The organism is Massilia forsythiae, assembly GCF_012849555.1.
Lineage (GTDB): Bacteria > Pseudomonadota > Gammaproteobacteria > Burkholderiales > Burkholderiaceae_D > Telluria > Telluria forsythiae.
Genome location: NZ_CP051685.1, coordinates 4,491,424 through 4,511,673, shown reverse-complemented (window position 1 = coordinate 4,511,673; position 20,250 = coordinate 4,491,424). Strand labels below are relative to the sequence as shown.

The following is a 20,250-nucleotide window of genomic DNA, read 5'->3' as shown; positions in this document are numbered from 1 at the left end:
CTCAGCCTCCCGCGCGTCCGGCCAGGTACAGGAGCGGGTACAGGAAGATCCACACCGCGTCCACGAAGTGCCAGTACAGGCCGACCAGCTCGATGTGCTCGGCACGCGCCTTGCCGCGCCGCAGCGCCCACGCCGCCAGGCCGCACAGGCCGAGGCCGACCACCAGGTGCAGCGCGTGCAGCGCGGTCATGGCGAAGTACAGCAGGAAGAACAGCTGCATCGCGTGCACGTGGGCCGGGCTGCCGCCCTCCTTCGGCGCAAAATGTACGCTGGGGAACAGGCCTTCCGTGTACTCCTTGTGCCACTCGAAGCCCTTGATCGCCAAAAAGGCGACGCCGAGCAGCATGGCGATGCCCATCAGGCGCACCGTCGGGCGGCTGTCTTCGCGGCCCGGCTTGGCTTTCACCGCCGCCAGCGCGATGCACAGGCTGCTGGTCAGGAGCAGCGCGGTGTTGACGGTGCCGAGCAGCAGGTCGGTGTGGCGGCTGGCGGCGTGCACCGCCGGCGCATAGTGCGTGCTCAGGTACAGGTAGCCGAAGAACAGCGGCCCGAAGAACAGCAGCTCGGTCGACAGGAAGATCCACACGCCGAGCGTGGCGGCCAGTTCCTGGCGCTCGCGCGTGCGGAACTGCTCGGCGTGCGGCGCCGATGCCGGCGCCGGCACCTGTTCGGCATGCGGCGAGGCCGGATTGGGCTCCTCGGCCGCCACGGTGGAGGTGGAGGCGGCGCTCATGGCGTTGGCGTATAAGCGTACGGGCCGCGCGTGACGATCGGCTGCTCGGCGAAGTTGTGGGTCGGCGGCGGCGAGTCGGTCTGCCATTCCAGGCCGGTGGCGCGCCACGGGTCGGCGGCGGCGCGCTTGCCCTTGAACAGCGACCAGGTCAGGTAAATCAGCGGCAGCAGGTAGCCGACCGCCAGCAGCGAGGCGCCGGCCGAGGACAGCACGTTCAGCACCTGGAATTCCGGCGGATAGCTGTGGTAGCGGCGCGGCATGCCGCCGTAGCCGAGCAGGTATTGCGGGAAGAAGGTCAGGTTGAAACCGAAGAAGATCAGCAGGGCCGCCACCCTGCCCCAGGCTTCCGAGTACATGCGCCCGGTGATCTTCGGCCACCAGAAGTGGATGCCGCCCAAGTAGGCCATCACCGAGCCGCCCACCATGATGTAGTGGAAGTGGGCGACCACGAAATAGGTGTCGGACAGGTGCACGTCCAGCGCCAGCGCGGCCAGGAACAGCCCGGTCAGGCCGCCGATGGTGAACAGGCCGACGAAGCCGAGCGCGTACAGCATCGGCGCGTGGAAAGTGATCGAGCCTTTATATAACGTGGCGGTCCAGTTGAACACCTTGATCGCCGACGGGATCGCCACCAGGAAGGACAGCAGCGAGAACACCATGCCGGCGTACACCGACTGGCCGCTAACGAACATGTGGTGGCCCCAGACCAGGAAGCCGATCACGGCGATGCCGAGGATCGCATAGGTCATGAAGCGGTAGCCGAACACCGGACGGCGCGCGAAGCACGGGATGATCTCGCTGGCCACGCCCATCGCCGGCAGCACCATGATGTACACCGCCGGGTGCGAATAGAACCAGAACAGGTGCTGGAACAGCAGCGGGTCGCCGCCCAGCGCCGGGTCGAAGATGCCGACCTGGAACACGCGCTCGATGCCGACCAGCAGCAGTGTCATGGCCAGCACCGGCGTGGCCAGCACCAGGATGATCGAGGTCGCGTAGTTGGCCCAGATGAACAACGGCATGCGGAACCAGCTCATGCCGGGCGCGCGCATGGTGTGCACGGTGACGATGATGTTCAGGCCCGACATGATCGACGAGAAGCCGAGGATCAGGATACCCAGCAGCGCCATCACCACGTTCGAGTTCGAGAACATCGACGAGAACGGCGTGTAGAAGGTCCAGCCGGTGTCCACGCCGCCCAGCAGCAGCGCGCCCAGCGTGAAGATGCCGCCGGCGATGTACGTGTACCAGCTGGCCAGGTTCAGGCGCGGGAAGGCCAGGTCGCGCGCGCCGATCATCAGCGGCACCAGGAAGTTGCCCAGCACCTGCGGGATCGACGGGATCAGGAACAGCCACACCATGATCACGCCGTGCGCGGTGAACAGCTTGTTGTAGGTCTCCGCGGTGACCAGGTCGCCCTGCGGCGTGGCCAGCTCGAAGCGGATCAGCGCCGCCGCCATGCCGCCGATGAAGAAGAACAGCGTGATCGCGATCGCGTACAGGATGGCGATGCGCTTGTGGTCGCGCGTGCCCAGCCAGGAGCGCAGCGAATGGCCGTCGGCCAGGTAGCTGGGCTGGTCGGGCGGATCGACTGCGCGCGGCTGGTCGGCGGCGTCGGGGGGCGCGCTATCGGTCCCGGTTGCGCTCGTCATGGTTGCTCTCCTTGAGGTATTCGATGATCGCCAGCAGGTCTTCCTCGGCGATCTGGCCGGCGAAGGATGGCATGACGGGGGCGTAGCCCGCCACCACGTCCTTCTGCGGCAATAAAATGGAATCGCGCACGTAGGCGGCGTCGGCGCGCACGGTGCGGCCGTCGGAAAGGTGCACTTCGCGCCCCAGTAAACCTTCGAGCAGCGGCGCGTGCACGCTGGAGCCGGCGGCGTGGCAGCCGGTGCAGCCGTAGCTGCGCATCAGCTCGTAGCCGCGCGCCGCCATGCCGGGCTGGCGCGGGCCTTCTTCCAGCCAGCGCGCGAACGCGGCCGGCGGCATCACCACGATGCGTCCGCCCATCACGGCATGGTCGGTGCCGCAGAACTCGGCGCAGAACAGGCGGTATTCGCCGGCGGCCTTGGCGTCGAACCAGGCCGCGGTGTAGCGGCCCGGCAGCACGTCCTGCTTGATGCGGAAGGCCGGCACGAAGAAGCTGTGGATCACGTCCTGCGACGTCATCAGCAAGCGCACCGGCGTACCCAGCGGCACGTGCAGTTCGCCGATCTCGCGCTTGCCGTTGCGGTGCTCGGCCTTCCACATCCACTGCTTGGCCACCACGTACACCGGCATGGCGTCGTCGGGCGGATCGTACAGTTTCACGTAATCGATCGCGGCCCAGGCGAACACGCCGAAGAAGATCAGCATCGGGATCGCGATCCAGGTGCTTTCCAGCGCGCGGTTGCCGGCCGGCGGATTGACGCGATTGACCTTCGTGCCGGCGCGGTAGCGCACGCACATCACCACGATCAGGACGAAGACGGTGACCGCCACGAAGCCGGTCAGCAGCAGCATGCTCAGCGCCAGCGAATCGAGGCGGTCGGCCGAGCCGGACGCGCTGGCCGGCAGGATGTGCATCGGGTTCATGGGCGCGCTCCCTGCGGACGGCGGCGCCAGGCCCAGGCCAGCAGCGCCGCCAGCGCCAGCAGCACGCCGGCGCGCACCGCCCACAATGCGCCGGCCGAGTGCAGGCCGCTGGCGGGGGCATAGTGCGAACACAGCATCAGGAAGCGCTGGCCGAGGCCGGGGCCGGCTGCGTCGGCTGTGTCGATTGCGTTGACGGCCACCGTGCCGGCTGCTGCAGCATTGCCGGCGTCGGCGCCGCCACGGGTGGCTGCGCTGCCGATGCGTCCGAGGCGCGCCGCTTCCAGCGCCGCGCGCAGCGAGGCCGGGTCGAAGCGCACACCGGAAAAGAAGGCAGAAATGCGGCCGTCGGCGGTCGCCACCACGAAGCCGGCCGCGTGCGCGAACTGGCCGTCGGCGTCGCGGCTGGCGCGGTAGCCGATTGCGTCGGCCAGCGCCGTGACATCGGCGGCCGCGCCGGGCGCGCCGCTCAGCAGGTGCAGGCCGGCGCCGGACGGCAGGATGGCTGCGTAGGCGCGCTTGCGTCCCAGCGCGCGCGCGGCGCTGTCGTCCGGGTCGATCGAAAAGCCGACCAGGCGGTAGGCATCGCCCGGCAGGCCGCTCAAGGCCAGCGCCTGCAGCACGCCTTCGAACAACGTCGAGCACAGGTTCGGGCAGGTGTAGTAGCCGGGCACCAGCACCACCGGCGCCGCGCCGAACAGGCTGCCCAGGCGCAGCGCGCGGCCGTCGTCGTCGGTGAAGCGCGCGTCCAGCGGCAGCCGCGTGCCCGGCAGCGGGGCGAACGCGGCCTGCGGCGCCGGCGGCAGCGCCAGCGGCGGTGCGGCCAGGGCGGTGCCCGCGCCGGACAGCACGACCAGCGCCAGCCCGGCGGCCCGCAGCCGGCGGGGCGCCCTGCACGCCCGCACGCCGCGCTCCGTGTCCGGCACTGCCGTGCCGCACGTGGCCGGCGCCGGCACGCCATCCGTCGCCACCCGCCGCGCCCTCCGATTGTCGGTGCTGCGCCTCATCTGCCCTGCTCCCCCGGCCCGTTTGCCGTGCTCATCTGCATATCCTTCTGCTCATCCTTGCGCACCTTCTTGCGCTCGTCCCCGCGCCGGTCCGGCCGCCGGTCCGCAGGCGCGCCTGCGAACGCCGGCGTTTCCGCTTGCGCCTGCGCCTGTCCCGTCCCCGGCCGCGGCCGCGGCCGCGCCGCCATCAGCTGCATCGCCTGCTCGACCGGAATGCGCGCGATGCCCGCCTCACGGTCGACCCAGCCGTAGCCGTCCACCAGCTGCGCCTTTTCGCGGTCGTAGGCGGCGCGTTCCGGCTGTGGCGCCGTTTCCAGGCGCGGCCGGGCGGTGGGCGCGGCGCCGACCGCGTCGGGCGGATGGTGGCCGTGGCCCGGCCACAGCAGCCCCAGGCCGAACCACGACACTGCCACCGCGAACACGATGCCGGTGACGATGATGGCGCCGCCCCAGGCCACGGCGCGCAGGTCGATGTCGTCCGGGTGGCCGGCGTCACGCGGCTCGCGCCCCGCGGCGTCCGCCCGGCGCCGCTCCTGCCCACGTTCCTGCCCACGTTCCTGCCCGCGTTCCTGCCCGCGTTCCGGCGTTTGTTCCCGGCCGCGCGCCTGCTCCTCGGCAGGCTCCTCAGGCAGGTCCTGCGCCGGCCGCCCCTGTCCGGATTCCTGGTGCGGCGCCTGCTGCACCGGCTTGCGATCCTGTTCAGGCATGCGCGCGCTCCTCGTCCGTTTGCTTCTCGTGCGGCAGCGTGGGCGCCGGCGCCGGCAGCAGCAGCGCCCCCATGCCCAGCGCCAGCAGCGGCGCCATCCACAGCCAGTGCAGCGAGAGCGGCGCCGCGCCCGGCAGCACCAGCCACCAGCAGTCGAGCAGGTGCGCCGCCAGCAAGCCCAGCGCCAGCAGCCCGAGCAGGCGCGGCGCGCGCTTGGCGCGGCGCGACAGCAGGATCAGCAGCGGCGCGGCGAAGTGGAACGCCGCCAGCGTCCAGGCCACCGCCGTCCACAACGGCGTACGGCGGCGCACGTACCAGGCGATTTCGTTGGGCAGGTCGGCGCCCCAGATGATCAGGTACTGCACGTAGGCCATGTAGGCCCACAGCAGCACGTACATCAGCAGCAGGTTGCCGAGGTCCGGCAACGCTTTCCTGCAACGCTCGCGGTCGATCAGGACGATGGCCAACGCCATCCCGGCCAGCATCTGGCCCGAACCGGCCAGCCAGCCGAACACGCTGGAGCGCCACTCCGGCTGCAGCGACATGATCCAGTCGAGCGCGGCGAAGCTGACGCTGACGCCGTACGCCAGCAGCGCCAGCGCTGCGAAGCCTTGCGAGCGCGCCAGCGCCGGGCGCCGCGCCAGCCAGGACAGCAGGCTCCACAGCGCGAGGTAGCCCAGCGCGCGGACGGTGAAGAAGCCGCGCGACAGCCACCACAGCTTGAAGTCCGGCGCGCTGAGCAGCTCGCGCCAGTGCGCGGTGCCGCCCGGCGCCGCCCACGGGTACAGCAGCTCGACCCCGGCCAGCAGCGGCAACAGCAGCAGGCAGGCCAGCGGCACCCGCCGTCCCGCATGCAGCAGAGGCGCGCGGATCGCCTCTCCCCACGCGCCGCCGGTGAGGTTGTGCAGCCAGACGTTGGCCAGGCCGCCCATCAGGATGCCGGCGCACCACCACCAGGCCGCCAGCCAGCAGGCCAGCAGCGCGCGGGCATCGACCAGCCAGCCGGCGGCGCCGGCAACCAGCAGGCCGGCCAGCGCCGCGATGCGGATGACGCTCCCCCGTGCGCGCAGGTTCATGGCCGGCCTCCGGCCGGCAGTCGCGCGCGCACGGCCGCCGGCAGCGCGGCCGCCTCGGCGTGCTGGCTCAACTGCAGCGCGCGGATGTAGGCGACGATGGCCCAGCGGTCGGCCGGCTCCACGCGGTCGCCGTACGGGTACATGATGCCGTAGCCGTTGCTGATCACCTCGAACAGGTGGCGGTCGCTGGCGTCGCGCAGGCGCGCGATGTGGTACGAGGGCGGCGCCGGGAAGCCGCGCCGCACGATATAGCCGTCGCCGTCGCCGGCGCGGCTGTGGCAGGGCGTGCAATAGATGGTGTAGCGCTCCTGGCCGCGCCGCAGCAGCGCCATGTCGATGGGATACGGGATCGCCTGTGCCTGCGCCGCCTGCTGGTCGCGCAGCACCGCCTCGCGGCCCAGGCGCCCGCTGGAACTGCCGGCGAAGGCGCCGCGTGCCTGCGGCACCGCGCCCGCCGGCGCGGTGCGCCCGGCCAGGCCGTCGTCGAACTGCGGACTGGCGGCGTACGGTTTGTATTTGGGCTGGTCGTACATGTCCTGCTTGGCACGTTCGCAGCCGCCCAGCAGCAAGGACGCGAGCAAGGGCAGCATCGAGGCCAGGGCCGCGACCGGCAGCGGGCGCGCACCCGGCGCCGCCAGCGGGCGTCCGGTGCCGGCTGGGCGCAGAGCGAGAGCGAGCGCGGCGCGCGTCATGCCGGCACCTCGCGCACCAGCAGCGGATCGAGCGAGCGCAGGAAGCCGCTGCTGCGCGTCCGGTCGAAGGCCGGATCGCGCGCCGGCAGGCACAGGAAGAAGCGGTTGCGCGAGGCCAGCTCGAATTCCTCGACCTCGAACAGCGGATGGTGCAGCCTGGGCAGGCCGTTCAGCGCCAGCATGCCCACCGCCGCGGCCAGCGCCGCGCCCAGGATGGTGATCTCGAAGGTGGCGGGAATGAAGGCGGGCCAGCTGTGCAGCGGCCGGCCGCCGACGTTGATCGGGTAATCCACCACCGCCGCGTACCACTGCAGGAAATAGGTGGCGGCGCCGCCGGCGACGCCGCCCAGCAGCGTGATCAGGGGAATGCGGTTGCTTCTCATGCCGACCGCCTCTTCCAGTCCCTCGACCGCGAACGGTGCGTAGGCTTCCACGCGCGCGTAGCCGTGCGCGCGTGCGGCGCGGGTGGCGGCCAGCAGCGCGTCGCCGTCCGGGAATTCGGCCAGCAGGCCGTACAGCGGCGCATCCCGCCCCGGCTGCGGCGCTGGAGCGCCCTGCGGTGCCGGCTGTTCCTGCTCTTCCTTCGGCTCCGGGCTGGTCTCGCCGTGCTGCGGCGCGGCCTGCGGCGCCGGCGGCGCGCTGTCCTTGACGTGTCGTTCCGGCACGTCCGGCGGCTGCGGGTGCGGCCGGGCCGGCTCGCCGTGCTGCGGCGCGCCCTGCGGCTGCGGCACGGCCCGCCCTGCCTCCCGGCCCGGCTGGCGATCCGGCTCGCGTTCAGTCGGCGTGCTCATGCCTTCCCTTTCGCATTCTCGTCCACCAGTTCGCGCATCTCCGCCATCGAGATCGCCGGCAGCACGCGCACGAACATCAAGAACAGCCAGACGAACAGGGCGATCGAGCCGGCCAGCTGCAGGCAGTCCCAGAACGTCGGGTGGTAGATGCCCCAGGCGGACGGCAGGTAGTCGCGGTGCAGCGAGGACACCACGATCAGGAAGCGCTCCATCCACATGCCCAGGTTGATCACCAGGCTGATGGCGAACAGCAGCGGCACGCTGTGGCGCACGCGGCGCAGCCACAGCAGTTGCGGGATGACGATGTTACAGGCGATCATGGTCCAGTAGACCGGTGCATAGGGACCATGAAAACGATTGAGCGTCATGTAGATCTCGTTTTCGTCGCCGCTGTAAAAGGCGGTGAAGATCTCGGCGCCGTAGCCGTAGGCCAGCAGCCAGCCGGTGACCAGCAGCACCTTGGCGGCGTTGGCCAGGTGGCGCTTGGTGATGAAGTCCTGCAGGCCGAAGGCCCAGCGCAGCGGGATCGCCAGCGTCAGCACCATGGCGAAGCCGGAAAACAGCGCGCCGTCGACGAAGTACGGCGGGAAGATGGTCGAATGGTAACCGGGCGTGTTGCCGAAGGCGAAATCGAGCGCCACGATGGTGTGCACCGACACCACCAGCGGCGTGGCCAGGCCGGCCAGCAACAGGTAGGCGTGCTCGTAGCGCGCCCAGTGGCGCGCTTCGCCGCGCCAGCCCAGCGCCAGCAGGCCGTAGGCGACCTGCATGCCGCGCCGGCCCATGCGCCCGGCGCGGTCGCGCAGCAGGGCCAGGTCCGGGATCAGGCCGATGTACCAGAACAGCAGCGACACCAGGATATAGGTGCTGATGGCGAAGAAGTCCCACACCAGCGGGCTGCGCCATTGCGGCCAGACATTCATCACGTTCGGGTACGGCACCAGCCAGTAGAAGAACCAGGGCCGGCCCAGGTGCAGGATCGGGTACATGCCGGCGATGCTGGCGGCGAACAGCGTCATCGCCTCGGCGAAGCGATTGATCGAGGTGCGCCACTTCTGGCGCAATAGCAGCAGCACCGCCGAGATGAAGGTGCCGGCGTGGCCGATGCCGATCCACCAGACGAAATTGCTGAGCGCGAAACCCCAGGCCACCGGGATGTTGACGCCCCAGATGCCGATGCCCTTCATGAACAGCCAGACCATGCCGACCAAATAGCCGCACACGCCGATGCTGGCCAGGAAAAACGCCAGCCACCAGCCGCGCCCGAACGGCTGGTTCATGACCACGTTGGCGATCTTGTCGCTGACGGTGGCGTAGTTCCAGCCCGCCTTGATCACAGCGCTGTCGTGCGAGACCGGCTGCCGGCGCGCCGCTTCCGCGGGCGTGGCCGCGTGCTGCGCCGTGTTTTCCTTGGACGCGCTCATTCCAGCTCCGGATCGGGGTTGACCACGCGCGCCGCGTAGGTGGTGCGCGGGCGGGTATTCAGTTCGGCCAGCAAGGCATAGTCGAGCGGCGACGCCTTGGCGCGCACCACCGCGCTGGATTTGTCGTTGAGGTCGCCGAACACGATGGCGGACGTGGGACAGGCGGCCTGGCAGGCGGTGACGACCTCGCCGTCCTGGATGCCGCGTCCCAGCTTTTCGGCATCGATGCGCGCGCGCGTGATGCGCTGCAGGCAGAAGGTGCACTTTTCCATCACGCCGCGCCGGCGCACCGTGACTTCCGGATTGCGGCTGGCCTTGATCTGCTCGCGCGAGGCGTCGGCGTACTGCAGGAAGTTGAAGCGCCGGACTTTATACGGACAGTTGTTGGAACAGAAGCGCGTGCCGACGCAACGGTTGTACACCTGCACGTTGAGGCCTTCGCTGTCGTGCACGGTGGCGCCGACCGGACAGACCTCCTCGCACGGCGCCTGCTCGCAATGCATGCACGGCACCGGCTGGAACAGCGTGCGCGGGCGTCCTCCCGCGCCTTTGCGGCCCGTGTCGCGGTCGCGGTAGCGGTCGACGCGGATCCAGTGCATGATGCGCCCGCGCAGCACCTCTTCCTTGCCCACGGTCGGGATGTTGTTCTCGGCCTGGCAGGCGAGCGTGCAGGTGCCGCAGCCGATGCAGGCGTTCAGGTCGATCGCCATACCCCACTTGTGTTCCTTGTAGGGCACCTGCGGGTACAGCGAATGTTCCGGCACGCGGTCGCGTTCGAGCGCGTTGGCAAAGGCGGGCTTGCGCGTGAATTCCTGCAGGTCGGCCAGGCGCACGATCGAGCGCCCGTGCATGTCGTCTTCCTTCTGGCGCAGCGCGAAGGTGTGGAAGCCGGCGGCGCGCGTTAGCCTGCCCACGGCCGGCGCATCCAGCGCCGCCAGGCTGCGCAGGCGGTAGGCGTCGAAGCCGACGCCGTTGCCGACGTTGCCGGCGGCGGCGCGCCCGTAGCCCAGCGGCAGCGTGACCACGCCGTCGGCCTGCTCCGGCAGCACCAGCACCGGCGCCTCCAGCGTGCGCCCGGCCACCTCGATGCGCAGGCGTTCGCCATCGATCACCTTCAGCGCCGCCGCCGTGCCGGGGCCGAGCAGCGCGGCATTGTCCCAGGTGAGCTGGGTCAGCGGGCGCGGCCACTCCTGCAGCCAGGCGTTGTTGGCGAATTCGCCGCCGTCCAGGCCGGGGTCGGGCTTGAACACGATCTCGATGGCGTCCAGGCGCGCCGGCGGCGGGCCGATCTCGCCGCCTGCCTTCAGCGCCAGCGGCGCCGCGGCGCTGCCGTCGATGACGCCGCGCCGCAGCGCCTCCTGCCAGAAGCCTTCGAAGCGCGCGTCGAAGCGCGGATCGGCTGCTCCGCCGCCGGCGACCGCGGTGGCGGCACCGAGGATGGTGGGCGCGGCGCGACCGCCGTCCACGCCGGGGTGCTGGCGCCGGTTTGCGTCGGCATCCTCGCGCCCATTCACGGACAGCCCGGCGTCGCCGTCGGCGTGTTCGGCCCAGGTGCGGCGCACGGCCGCATACTCTTCCGCGCCCGGCCCGGCGCCTTCGCGCCCCAGCAGCATGGCCAGCAGCGCATGCTCGGAACGGCCGCCGTACAGCGGCGCGATCACCGGCTGCACGATGGACGCCGTGCCGTCGTGGGCGCGCGCGTCGCTCCACATTTCATAGCAGTGGGTCTGCGGCAGGTGCCAGGTGGCCTGGTGCGCGGTCTCGTCGCGGTACAGGCCCAGGTGGGCGCTGAGCTTCACGCGGCGCATGGCTTGCCCGAAGTCGAGGTCGGCCGGCGCCGTGTACACCGGATTGGCGCCCAGCACCAGCAGCGTATCGACCGCGCCGGTATGCATGTCGCGCGCCAGGTCGGCGATGGCGGCGCCGTGCTGCGGCGCCGCGCTCGACACCGGCGCAATGTGCAGCAAAGTAACGCCGGTGTTGCCGAGCACGTCGTTGAGGCGGTGCGCCAGCGCGCGCGCCGCCGGGCGCAGGCTCGGGCCGGCCGCCACCAGGCAATGTCCGCGGTTGGCCGCCAATGCGGTCGCCGCCGCGCGTTCCCAGCGCGCCGTGGCGGCGTCCGGCGCGGCGCCGGGGTCGGCCACGGCGCCCAGGCGCGCCGCGATGCGCCACAGCGAGCGCTCGATCTCGCGCGGCGCGCGCGCCAGGCGCTCGTCGGCAAAGGCGCCGGTGATCGAGGCGCTGGCTTCCATCGCATACAAGCGCGCGCTGCCCGGCGCGGCGCCGGCGCGGCGCCCGGCGGTGAAGTCGCGCGCGTTGCGCAGCGCGTCCGGCCAGTCGCCCAGCAGGTCGGCGTCCAGCGCCAGCACCATCTGGGCGCGGTCGAGCCGGTACAGGGTGTCGGCGGCGCGCCCGAAGGCCAGTTGCGCGGCGGCGGCGGCGCCATCGTCGTGCAGCGGCTCCCAGGCGTGCCAGCGCGCGTTCGGATACAGGTCCATCAGCGCGCGCAGCTGCGCCACCAGCGTCGGCGAGGTGACGTCGCCGGTCAGGATGCGCAGGCCGGCGCCGCCGTCGCGCGCAAAGGCGGCGCGCCGCTCGTCCAGCGCGCGCGCGAAACCGGCCCAGGTGCCGGGCTGGCCGCCGAACTCGGTATTCTGAAAGACCGCCTGCGAGCGGTCCGGGTCCCACAGCTGCAGCACCGAGGCCTGCATGAACACGTCGCTGGCGCCGCCGCTGCCGGGATGCTCGGGATTGCCCTCGATCTTGGTCGGCCGCCCCTCGTTGGCCTCCACCAGTACGCCGTGCGCGAAGCCGCGCCGCACGAAGGCGCTGGCGTAGAACTGCGGCTGGCCCGGCACCGTTCCCTCCGGCATGCGCACGTAGGGCAGGATGCGTTCCGCCGGCGGCCCGCTGCAGGCGCTGCCGCCCAGCGCGGCCGACGCCGCCATCAGCTTGAGCACGCGGCGGCGGTTGGCGTCGTCCAGCGGCAGGATCGGAATCGAGCGTTTCAGGGTCATCGGTGGCACACCGAGCAGTTGGTGAGCGCGTTGGCGTCGCGCAGCTTGTACATGCGTTGCAGCTGGCGCACCTCGTCCGGCGACAGCGAGCGCACCGGCTGCATCGACAGCACCTCGTTCAGCGGTCGCACGTTCTGCGGCGCGTTGCGGTGGCATTCCAGGCACCACTGCATCTCCAGCGAGGCGTTGCGCCAGGTGAGCGGCATCTGGTCGACCTGGCCGTGGCACTTGATGCAGGCGACGCCCTTGTTGACGTGGATATCGTGCTGGAAGTAGACGAAGTCCGGCAGGTCGTGCACGCGCGTCCAGGCGACCGGCTTACCGGTGCGCATGCTGTCGTGCAGGGGCTGCAGGGCCGGCGCATCCAGGAACAGCTGCGAGTGGCAGGTCAGGCAGACTTGCGTGGACGGCATGCCGGCGGTATTCGACTTCTCGACCGAGGTGTGGCAGTAGCGGCAGTCGAGGCCGTCGTCGCCCACGTGGTGCTTGTGGCTGAACGGGATCGGCTGGCCGACCGGTTCGAACTGCGCGTATTCCGGCGTCATACGCCAGTGCGCCAGCGCCACGCCGGCGGCGATTGCCAGCGGAATGGCCAGCAGGATCAGCTTGACGACCAGCACCGCCGATCGTGAGAACGCAGGTTTCATGCAAGGCGCGGCGACGGCGTCGGTGACGGTGGCGGTGAGGGCGGCAGATCCATCCTTGCAGTATAGTCAAGATACCCAGGGAGGGTCCGCACGCTTGGCGGCGCGTGTTGCCGCGGGCATCCGATGTGTTTCCAACACTTTCGCGCAGAGTTGATTTACAACAAGAAAGTTCTGCTAGAATATCCTCAGCGCAATTAATTTTGCCAATTCGCAACTTGCGCGCTTGAATTCCAGTTCGACGACGGTCACGCGTCGAACTCCCGCCGGCCGAATCGCCGCCGGCGGCAGTTCCTCAACTGTCCGTCACTCATTCATTGGAGCCCGTCCCATGCGCCTGAAGTCCGTCCTGCTGTCCCTGTCCGCCGCCGCCGCCATGCACGCCGGCGTCGCCCACGCCAACCTGATCGTCAACGGCAATTTCGAGTCGACCACCAACGGCACCAACAAGCAGCTGTCGTATGGCACCAGCAGCGCCTCGAACCGCACCACCCTGACCGGCTGGACCAGCTACAACGGCAGCGACGGCGGCTACAACTTCGTGCTGAACGCCGCCACCGCCACCACCAGCGCCTCGGTGCTGCAGCTGCGCGGCACCAACAACGGCTTCAGCGGCTCGTCCGACGGCGGCAACTTCTTCGCCTCGGATCCGTTGTACTACCCGGGCGTGCTGTACCAGTACGTCAACGGCCTGACGGTGGGCAGCACCTACACGGTCACATTCGAATACGCGCTGGCCCAGCAGACCAATTTCAGCGGCCCCAACGTCGACGATTACTGGCAGGTCGGCCTCGGCACTTCCACCGCAGGCCCCAGCCAGGCCACCACCGCGCTGAGCATCGCCGACGGCGGCTTCAGCGGCTGGAAAAACGCCACCATGACCTTCACCGCCACCGGCGTCAACCAGGCGCTGTGGTTCCTGGCCAAGGGCAGCTCGACCGGCGCGCCGCCGTTCATGCTGCTCGATAACGTGTCGATGAATGCCGCCTCGACCACCAACCCGTCGAGCGCGGTGTCCGAGCCGTCGTCGCTGAGCATGCTGCTGGGCGGCCTGGGCCTGGTGGGCGCGCTGGCCTACCGCCGCCGCGGCGTCGCCCGCAAGCCGGCGTAACGAGGCAGGCACGCCGGGCGCACAGGCCCGGCACGCGGACGGCGCATCGACGGCGCGCCGTTCGTCGTGTACGCCTTGACGCACCTGCCGGCATCCTCGCCACGCCGTCATCCGCCAGGCGCCTCTTCCATGCACTTTTCCCTCCACGAGTTTCTTGAAACCGCGCTGCGCCTGTGCGTCTGGCTGGTGCTGCTGACCGCCCTGTTCGTCCCGCTCGAACGCTGGTTCGGCGCGCGCCACGACGCATCGGCGCGGCGCGACCTGGGCCAGAACCTGGCCTGGTACTTCATCAGCGGCATGGTGCCGGTCGTGCTGCTGGGCGTGCCGACCGCGCTGCTGGCCGCCGCCGCCCAGCACCTGGTGCCGGCCGCGCTCACCGACGCCATCCGCGCGCTGCCCTACTGGCTGCGCCTCGCCATCGGCTTCGTCGTCGCCGAGACCGGCTTCTACTGGGGCCACCGCCTCAGCCACGAACTGCCCTGGCTGTGGCGCTTCCACGCCCTGCACCACAGCACCGAGCACCTGAGCTTCCTGGCCAACACCCGCGCGCACCCGGTCGACATGGTCGTGACGCGGCTGTTCGGCCTGGTGCCGCTGTACCTGCTCGGCCTGGCCAGCCCGGGCGTGGCCGGCAGCGGCGCGCCGGCGCTGCTGCTGGTCGTGGGTTCGATGTGGGGCTTCTTCATCCACGCCGACCTGCGCTGGCGCCTCGGCCCGCTTGAATGGCTGCTGACCACGCCCGCCTTCCACCACTGGCACCACAGCCGGCGCGACCACATCAACCGCAACTACGCTTCCACCCTGCCCGTGCTGGACCGGGTGTTCGGCACCCACTACCTGCCACGGCACTGGCCGGCCGAGTGCGGGACCGGCACGCCGGTGGCGGAGACGCTGGCGGGGCAGCTGCTCGATCCGCTGGCGCCGCCAGCGGCGCCACACGGCCAGCGCACCTGAGCAAAAAAGCACGGTCATGCTGAAGCTATACGAAGTTCGTATAAATACATAACGAAATCGTATTGGTTAGCCGGTGGTTCACCCGCCTAGAATTTCGATCAGTAAATTGATTATTTCTCAATCAGCGCAATCAATTTACCCATATCGAATAATAGATCCCCGAGGAGACCCATGAAGCCAACCCGCATGGCCGCGCTGGTGCGCGCCCTGTTCCTGTTCCCCGCCGTGCCCGCTGCCCTGGCCCAGCAAGCCGGCGACGCGCCGCAGGCCGCCGATGCCGTAGCCGCAACCTCGACCGCGCAAGTCCAGCAGATCACCGTCACCGGCATCCGCGCCTCGCTGCGCAGCGCCCTGTCGGTCAAGGAAAACTCCAACAGCATCGTCGAAGTCGTGTCGTCGGAAGACATCGGCAAGCTGCCGGACACCACGATCGCCGAATCGCTGGCGCGCCTGCCTGGCCTGTCCGCCGGCCTGGACCGCGGCAACGCCAGCCAGATCGTGGCGCGCGGCATGGGCGAGCGCTTCATCGGCGCCACCCTCAACGGGCGCGAGCTGGCCTCGTCGGAACCGGGCCGCGCGGTGCGCTTCGAGCAGTTCCCGTCCGAGTCGCTGAGCGGCGCGGTGGTCTACAAGACCCAGAATGCCGACCTGGTCGAGGGCGGCGTGGCCACCACGATCGATTTGCAGACCGTGCAGCCGCTGAAATACAACGGTCGCCAGGCCTCGATCAAGGCCGACGCGCTGTACTACCCGCTGGCCAAGGACGTCGGCACCCGCTCGGTGCGCCCGCGCCTGGGCGGCATCTGGATCGACCAGTTCGCCGACAAGACGGTCGGCGCCGCGCTGGCCTTCAGCTACCAGAAGCAGCCGTCGGTGCAGGAGCGCAAGCGCCACTGGGGCTTCAACGAAGACCATTCCGTCGACCTGAACGGCGACGGCAAGGTCGACAAGACGCCGTGGGGCTTCGAGGACGAGATCAAGCGCGGCACCAACGAACGCAGCAGCGTGCTGGGCAAGCTGGAATGGAAGGCCAGTCCGGACGCCTTCATCACCGCCGACGTCTACTACGCCAAGGACAAGATCCTGGAACCGAGCGTGCAGCACTGGAGCAGCGACCTGGGCAACTGGGACGGCTACGAGAGCGGCAATTTCTCGAATCTCGACATCCGCAACGGCTACGTGGTCGGCGGCACCTTGCGCGACGCCTCGGTCTCGACCCACAGCACGCGCTGGTTCCAGAACATGGACAACCTGGCCGGCGGCCTGAACGGCAAGTTCAACGCCGGCGACTGGAAGATCGAGGCGGATATCGCCACCTCGCGCGCCAGCCGCGACAGCCAGTGGGCCGACGTGCGCCAGTACAGCGGCAACGGCACCCTGAACTGGTCGTTCACCGGCATCGACCACCAGAATTATGCGTTCACCGGCGACACCGGCAACGCCGCCCTCTTCGGCACGCCCTCGCTGTACGTCGACAACGACGGCCACGTCGACGACCGCCTGAACTCGGCGCAGCTGAGCGCGGCGCGTCCGCTGGAGCTGGGCCTGGTCAACCGCATCAAGTTCGGCGCGCGCTTCGCCGACCGCGAAAAGAGCTACCGCCAGACCACCTGGAACCTGTCGCCGGCCGGTGCCGCCATTCCCGCCTCCGCCTACGAGACGGTGAGCATCCCCGGCTACTTCCCGGCCCTGTTCCTGCGCGACTTCGACGGCACCGTGGCCTCGACCTTCGGCAATGGCGCCACCGACCCGGCCGGCCGCACCCAGACCACCACCGACCTGCTGGCCGGCTGGCGCGTGAAGGAACGCACCAGCGCGCTGTACGCCCAGGCCGACCTGGACGGCGATGTGTTCGGCAAGAGCATGCGCGGCAACGCCGGCGTGCGCGTGGTGCACACCAGCCAGACCGGTTCCGGCATGGGGCAAGTCAACGGCGGCACCCCGACCGAGCGCTCGGAAGGCACTTCGTACACGCGCGTGCTGCCGAGCGTGAACCTGATCTTCAACCTCGACCAGGCGCAAAAGCAGCAGCTGCGCTTCAGCGTGGCACGCGCCATGTCGCGCGCGCCGCTGGACGAGATGCGCGCCTCGCGCCAGATCTCGGTCGACACCACGGCCGGATCGCAGCAGCCGCTGTCGGGCAGCGCCGGCAACCCGGGCCTGCTGCCGATGATGTCGAACCAGGCCGACCTGTCGTACCAGTGGTACTTCGACAAGGGCGCGCTGCTGTCGGCCGGCGTGTTTTATAAACACATCGGCAGCTACATCGGCATCACCACCGACAACACCACCATCGACGGCCGCGCCGCCGTGATCAGCCGCTCGGTGAATGGCCCCGGCGGCGACGTGCACGGCCTGGAGCTGGTGTACCAGCAAGCCTTGACCATGCTGCCGGCGCCGTTCGACGGCCTCGGCATCGCGGCCAACTACTCGTACAACGAGAGCAACATCAAGGAGTACGTCAACAACTTCTCGATGGTCGGCCTGATGCGCCACAACGCCGGCGCCACGCTCTGGTACGAAAAGAACGGCTTCGAGGCACGCCTCTCGGCCAACTACCACAGCCCCTACGTGCGCATGCCGCAATGGGACCCGAGCTACCTGATCGAGAACGCCAAGGAACTGTACGTCACCGCCAACTTCTCGCAATACCTGACGCCGCAGCTGCAGCTGCGCCTGGGGCTGGACAACATCACCAACCAGAAGGTGATCGAGACGCGCGCGGGGAATGCGTACGTGCAGAACGTGATGAACTACGGGCGCCGCTACAATCTGGGGCTGTCGTACAAGTTCTGATCCGCCACGGCCTCGCCGCCGCCACGTCGTCCCCGCGCAGGCGGGGACCCATGCCGAGCATCGGAACTCGTGATCCTCGATGAGCCGCGATGCTTCTGGTTGCACGACTCTGGAAATTCAGTATGGGTCCCCGCCTGCGCGGGGACGACGGCTTGATGCTCGCTTCGGCTGCAAGCATCGGCACCCCTGTCCTCCAGCACCACGAAAAGAATCCATGTACCCATCCTTCCGCCCCGCCACCCGCCGCACCGTCCGCCGCACCGCCTGCGTTACCGCCATCTGCCTAGCAACCGCCCTGCTGTGCCATGCCGCCCACGCCGAACGCCTGCTCACCATCGACGCCAGCGCCCCCGCCGCAACGCCGCTGATGAACACCATCCAGACCGGCACCGCGCGCTCCCCCGACGGCCACGTCCTCGGCATCAACAGCCAGTACCTCACCCGCGACGGCCAGCCCTGGCTGCCGGTGATGGGCGAATTCCACTACTCGCGCGTGCCGGCCGCCAGCTGGGAAGCGGAGCTGGCCAAGATGAAGACGGCCGGCATCGACATCGTCGCCTTCTACGTCATCTGGAACCACCACGAAGCCAACGAAGGCCGCTTCGACTGGAGCGGCAACCGCGACCTGCGCCGCTTCGTCCAGCTGGCGCAACAGGCGGGATTACAGGTGGTGGTGCGCGTCGGCCCCTGGGCGCACGCCGAGGTGAGATACGGCGGCGTGCCGGACTGGGTGGTGGACGCCATGCCGACCCGGCGCGACGATCCGCAATATCTCGGTTATGTCGCGCGCTTCTACAACGAGATCGGGCGCCAGCTCGACGGGCTGCTGTGGAAACAGGGCGGCCCGGTGATCGGCGCGCAGATCGAGAACGAATACAACCTGGCCGGCCCGGGCCGCGGCGCCGGCCACATCCGCACCCTCAAGGGACTGGTGCTGAAGGCCGGCATCGACGTGCCCTACTACACCGTCACCGGCTGGGACCAGACGCTGTACCCGTCCGGCGAAGTGACACCGGTGTTCGGCAGCTACCCGGACGAACCGTGGGGCACCAGCACGCGCGAACTGCCGCCCAAGGAAACCTACGCCTTCCGCTTCGACAGCCGCGTCAGCGGCGACCTCGGCGCCCAGACCCATGCCACCCAGCAGGGCACCGCCGAGACCGACATGACGCGCACGCCCTTCCTCGGCGCGGAATACGGCGCCGGCCTGCCGGCCATGTACCGGCGCCGCACGCTGGTCTCGCCCGACGACATCGCGGCGATGCTGCCGGTGCAGCTGGGTTCCGGCGTCAACCTGATGGGCTACTACATGTTCCATGGCGGGCGCAATCCGGTGATGGGCACCACGATGGAAGAAAGCACGCGCACCGGCGGCTACAACGACACGCCGGCCATCAACTATGACTTCAACGCCCCGCTCGGACCGGACGGCCAGCAGCGCCCGGTGCTGGCCTGGCTGCGCCCGTTCCACTTTCTTCTGCACGACTTCGGCGCGCGCCTGGCGCCGATGACCGTGCGCAAGCCGGACGTGGCGCCGCGCGCGCCCGACGACCTGGCCACGCCGCGCCTGTCGGTGCGTAGCCGCGGCGACGCCGCCTTCTTGTTCTACAACGGCCACGTGCGCCAGTACCCCACCCCGGCCCAGAAGGACGTGCGCTTCACGGTCAAGCTGCCGGGCGGCGCGGTGACGCTGCCACGCAAGCCGGTCGACCTGGCCAGCGGCAGCTACTTCATCTGGCCGGTGAACTTCGACATGGACGGCCACCGGCTGCGCTATGCGACCGCGCAGCCGGTGGCGCGCCTAGACGGCGCCGGCGGCCAGGGCAGCGTCTACGTGTTCGCGGCGCAGGCCGGCGTGCCGGTCGAATTCGCGTTCGGCGCGAGCGCGCGCGACTGCGTGCATGCCGGCACCGGTGCGCATGTCGACAACGCCGGCGGCCAGCTGACCGTGGACGGCATCCGCCCAGGCCTGGACGCGGCGCTGACGCTGGCCTGCGCCGGCAAGCAGCCGGTGACGGTGCTGGTGCTGGCGCAGGACCAGGCGAGACAGTTGATCGTGGGCGACATCCAGGGCCGGCGCCGGCTGGTGCTGAGCGACAGCCAGGCCTACGTCGAGAACGGACGCCTGGTGCTGCGCAGCCTCGGCCAGCCGAATTTCAGGGCGGCGGTGTACCCGGCGCTGGACCAGCCGGCGGCCACCGGCGGCGCCGCGCTGCGTTCGTCCGGCCGCGACGGCCTGTTCCAGGTGCTCGAAGCGTCGGTGCCGGCGCGCTCGACGACAGTGACCATGCGCCAGGTGCGCGCGGCCCAGCCGGCGGCGCCGGTGCGCATCGGCGGCACCGCCAAGGCGGCCCTGCTGCCCGATCCGGAAAGCTTCGGCGCATCGGCGGCATGGGAACTGGCCTTCGGTGGCGACCGGCCGGGCGCCGACGACCTGCTCGACATCGACTTCAGCGGCGACGTGGCGCGCCTGTTCGACGGCACGCGCATGGTGGACGACTGGTACTACAACGGCCAGCGCTGGCAGTTCGGGCTGGGGAACCTGGGAGCTTCGCGCTTCGGGCCGTTGATGCTGACGGTGCTGCCGTTGCGCGCCGATGCGCCGATCTACCTGCCGCGCGAGCACCGGCCGGCGTTCGGCGGGCAGGCGCAGGTGGCGGCGCTGCGCAAGGTGCAGGTGGTGCCGGCGTACCGGCTGGAGATCGGCCGCTGATCGACAATATGGAGC

At 69.9% G+C, this 20,250-nt stretch carries 15 protein-coding genes; 4 read left to right on the top strand and 11 right to left on the bottom strand.

All coding sequences use genetic code 11. The annotated features are described in order from the left end of the window. Position 1: 1 nt before the first annotated feature. From HH212_RS19080 to HH212_RS19030, 11 genes are read right to left on the bottom strand one after another with little or no spacing between them, the layout of a single operon-like run. On the bottom strand, positions 2-733 hold the full coding sequence (locus HH212_RS19080; RefSeq protein ID WP_170203951.1) for a cytochrome c oxidase subunit 3: 732 nt from the start codon (positions 731-733) through the stop codon (positions 2-4). Further along, positions 730-2,385 (bottom strand): cytochrome c oxidase subunit I, encoded by a 1,656-nt coding sequence (gene ctaD / locus HH212_RS19075; protein ID WP_170203950.1) that lies wholly within the window; start codon positions 2,383-2,385, stop codon positions 730-732. The genes HH212_RS19080 and ctaD overlap by 4 nt, the downstream gene beginning before the upstream one ends. Next, positions 2,360-3,307 (bottom strand): cytochrome c oxidase subunit II, encoded by a 948-nt coding sequence (coxB, locus tag HH212_RS19070; protein WP_170203949.1) that lies wholly within the window; start codon positions 3,305-3,307, stop codon positions 2,360-2,362. Before coxB ends, ctaD begins: the two co-directional genes overlap by 26 nt. Continuing rightward, the gene (locus HH212_RS19065) at positions 3,304-4,311 is read right to left on the bottom strand and encodes an SCO family protein (protein WP_170203948.1); all 1,008 of its coding nucleotides are present in this window, start codon (positions 4,309-4,311) and stop codon (positions 3,304-3,306) included. Before HH212_RS19065 ends, coxB begins: the two co-directional genes overlap by 4 nt. Continuing rightward, positions 4,308-5,018: a hypothetical protein gene (locus HH212_RS27110; RefSeq protein ID WP_211172369.1), complete on the bottom strand. Its 711-nt coding sequence runs from the start codon at positions 5,016-5,018 to the stop codon at positions 4,308-4,310. The genes HH212_RS19065 and HH212_RS27110 overlap by 4 nt, the downstream gene beginning before the upstream one ends. Then, a complete protein-coding gene (locus HH212_RS19055; RefSeq protein WP_211172368.1) occupies positions 5,011-6,093 on the bottom strand; it encodes a hypothetical protein in 1,083 nt (360 codons plus the stop codon). The genes HH212_RS27110 and HH212_RS19055 overlap by 8 nt, the downstream gene beginning before the upstream one ends. Continuing rightward, positions 6,090-6,785 (bottom strand): c-type cytochrome, encoded by a 696-nt coding sequence (locus tag HH212_RS19050; protein WP_229217356.1) that lies wholly within the window; start codon positions 6,783-6,785, stop codon positions 6,090-6,092. The genes HH212_RS19055 and HH212_RS19050 overlap by 4 nt, the downstream gene beginning before the upstream one ends. Next, the gene (locus HH212_RS19045; protein ID WP_170203947.1) at positions 6,782-7,576 is read right to left on the bottom strand and encodes a DUF3341 domain-containing protein; all 795 of its coding nucleotides are present in this window, start codon (positions 7,574-7,576) and stop codon (positions 6,782-6,784) included. The genes HH212_RS19050 and HH212_RS19045 overlap by 4 nt, the downstream gene beginning before the upstream one ends. Further along, positions 7,573-9,000 carry an NrfD/PsrC family molybdoenzyme membrane anchor subunit gene (gene nrfD, locus HH212_RS19040; protein WP_170203946.1) on the bottom strand — a complete coding sequence of 476 codons (1,428 nt, stop codon included), beginning with the start codon at positions 8,998-9,000 and terminating at the stop codon, positions 7,573-7,575. Before nrfD ends, HH212_RS19045 begins: the two co-directional genes overlap by 4 nt. After that, a complete protein-coding gene (locus tag HH212_RS27430; RefSeq protein ID WP_229217355.1) occupies positions 8,997-12,017 on the bottom strand; it encodes a 4Fe-4S dicluster domain-containing protein in 3,021 nt (1,006 codons plus the stop codon). The genes nrfD and HH212_RS27430 overlap by 4 nt, the downstream gene beginning before the upstream one ends. Further along, positions 12,014-12,664, bottom strand: a complete 651-nt coding sequence (locus tag HH212_RS19030) for a cytochrome c3 family protein (protein WP_170203945.1) — start codon at positions 12,662-12,664, stop codon at positions 12,014-12,016. Before HH212_RS19030 ends, HH212_RS27430 begins: the two co-directional genes overlap by 4 nt. 328 nt (positions 12,665-12,992) lie before the next feature. Between HH212_RS19030 and HH212_RS19025 the strand changes: the two genes are divergently transcribed. From HH212_RS19025 to HH212_RS19010, 4 genes are all read left to right on the top strand, one after another. Further along, positions 12,993-13,772 (top strand): PEP-CTERM sorting domain-containing protein, encoded by a 780-nt coding sequence (locus HH212_RS19025; protein ID WP_170203944.1) that lies wholly within the window; start codon positions 12,993-12,995, stop codon positions 13,770-13,772. Between the two features lie 129 nt (positions 13,773-13,901). Then, positions 13,902-14,726: a sterol desaturase family protein gene (locus HH212_RS19020; protein ID WP_170203943.1), complete on the top strand. Its 825-nt coding sequence runs from the start codon at positions 13,902-13,904 to the stop codon at positions 14,724-14,726. A gap of 171 nt (positions 14,727-14,897) precedes the next feature. Continuing rightward, entirely contained in the window at positions 14,898-17,522 is a 2,625-nt protein-coding gene (locus HH212_RS19015) for a TonB-dependent receptor (protein ID WP_170203942.1), read from the top strand. 214 nt (positions 17,523-17,736) lie between these two features. Further along, the gene (locus tag HH212_RS19010) at positions 17,737-20,235 is read left to right on the top strand and encodes a beta-galactosidase (protein WP_170203941.1); all 2,499 of its coding nucleotides are present in this window, start codon (positions 17,737-17,739) and stop codon (positions 20,233-20,235) included. Positions 20,236-20,250 lie beyond the last annotated feature (15 nt).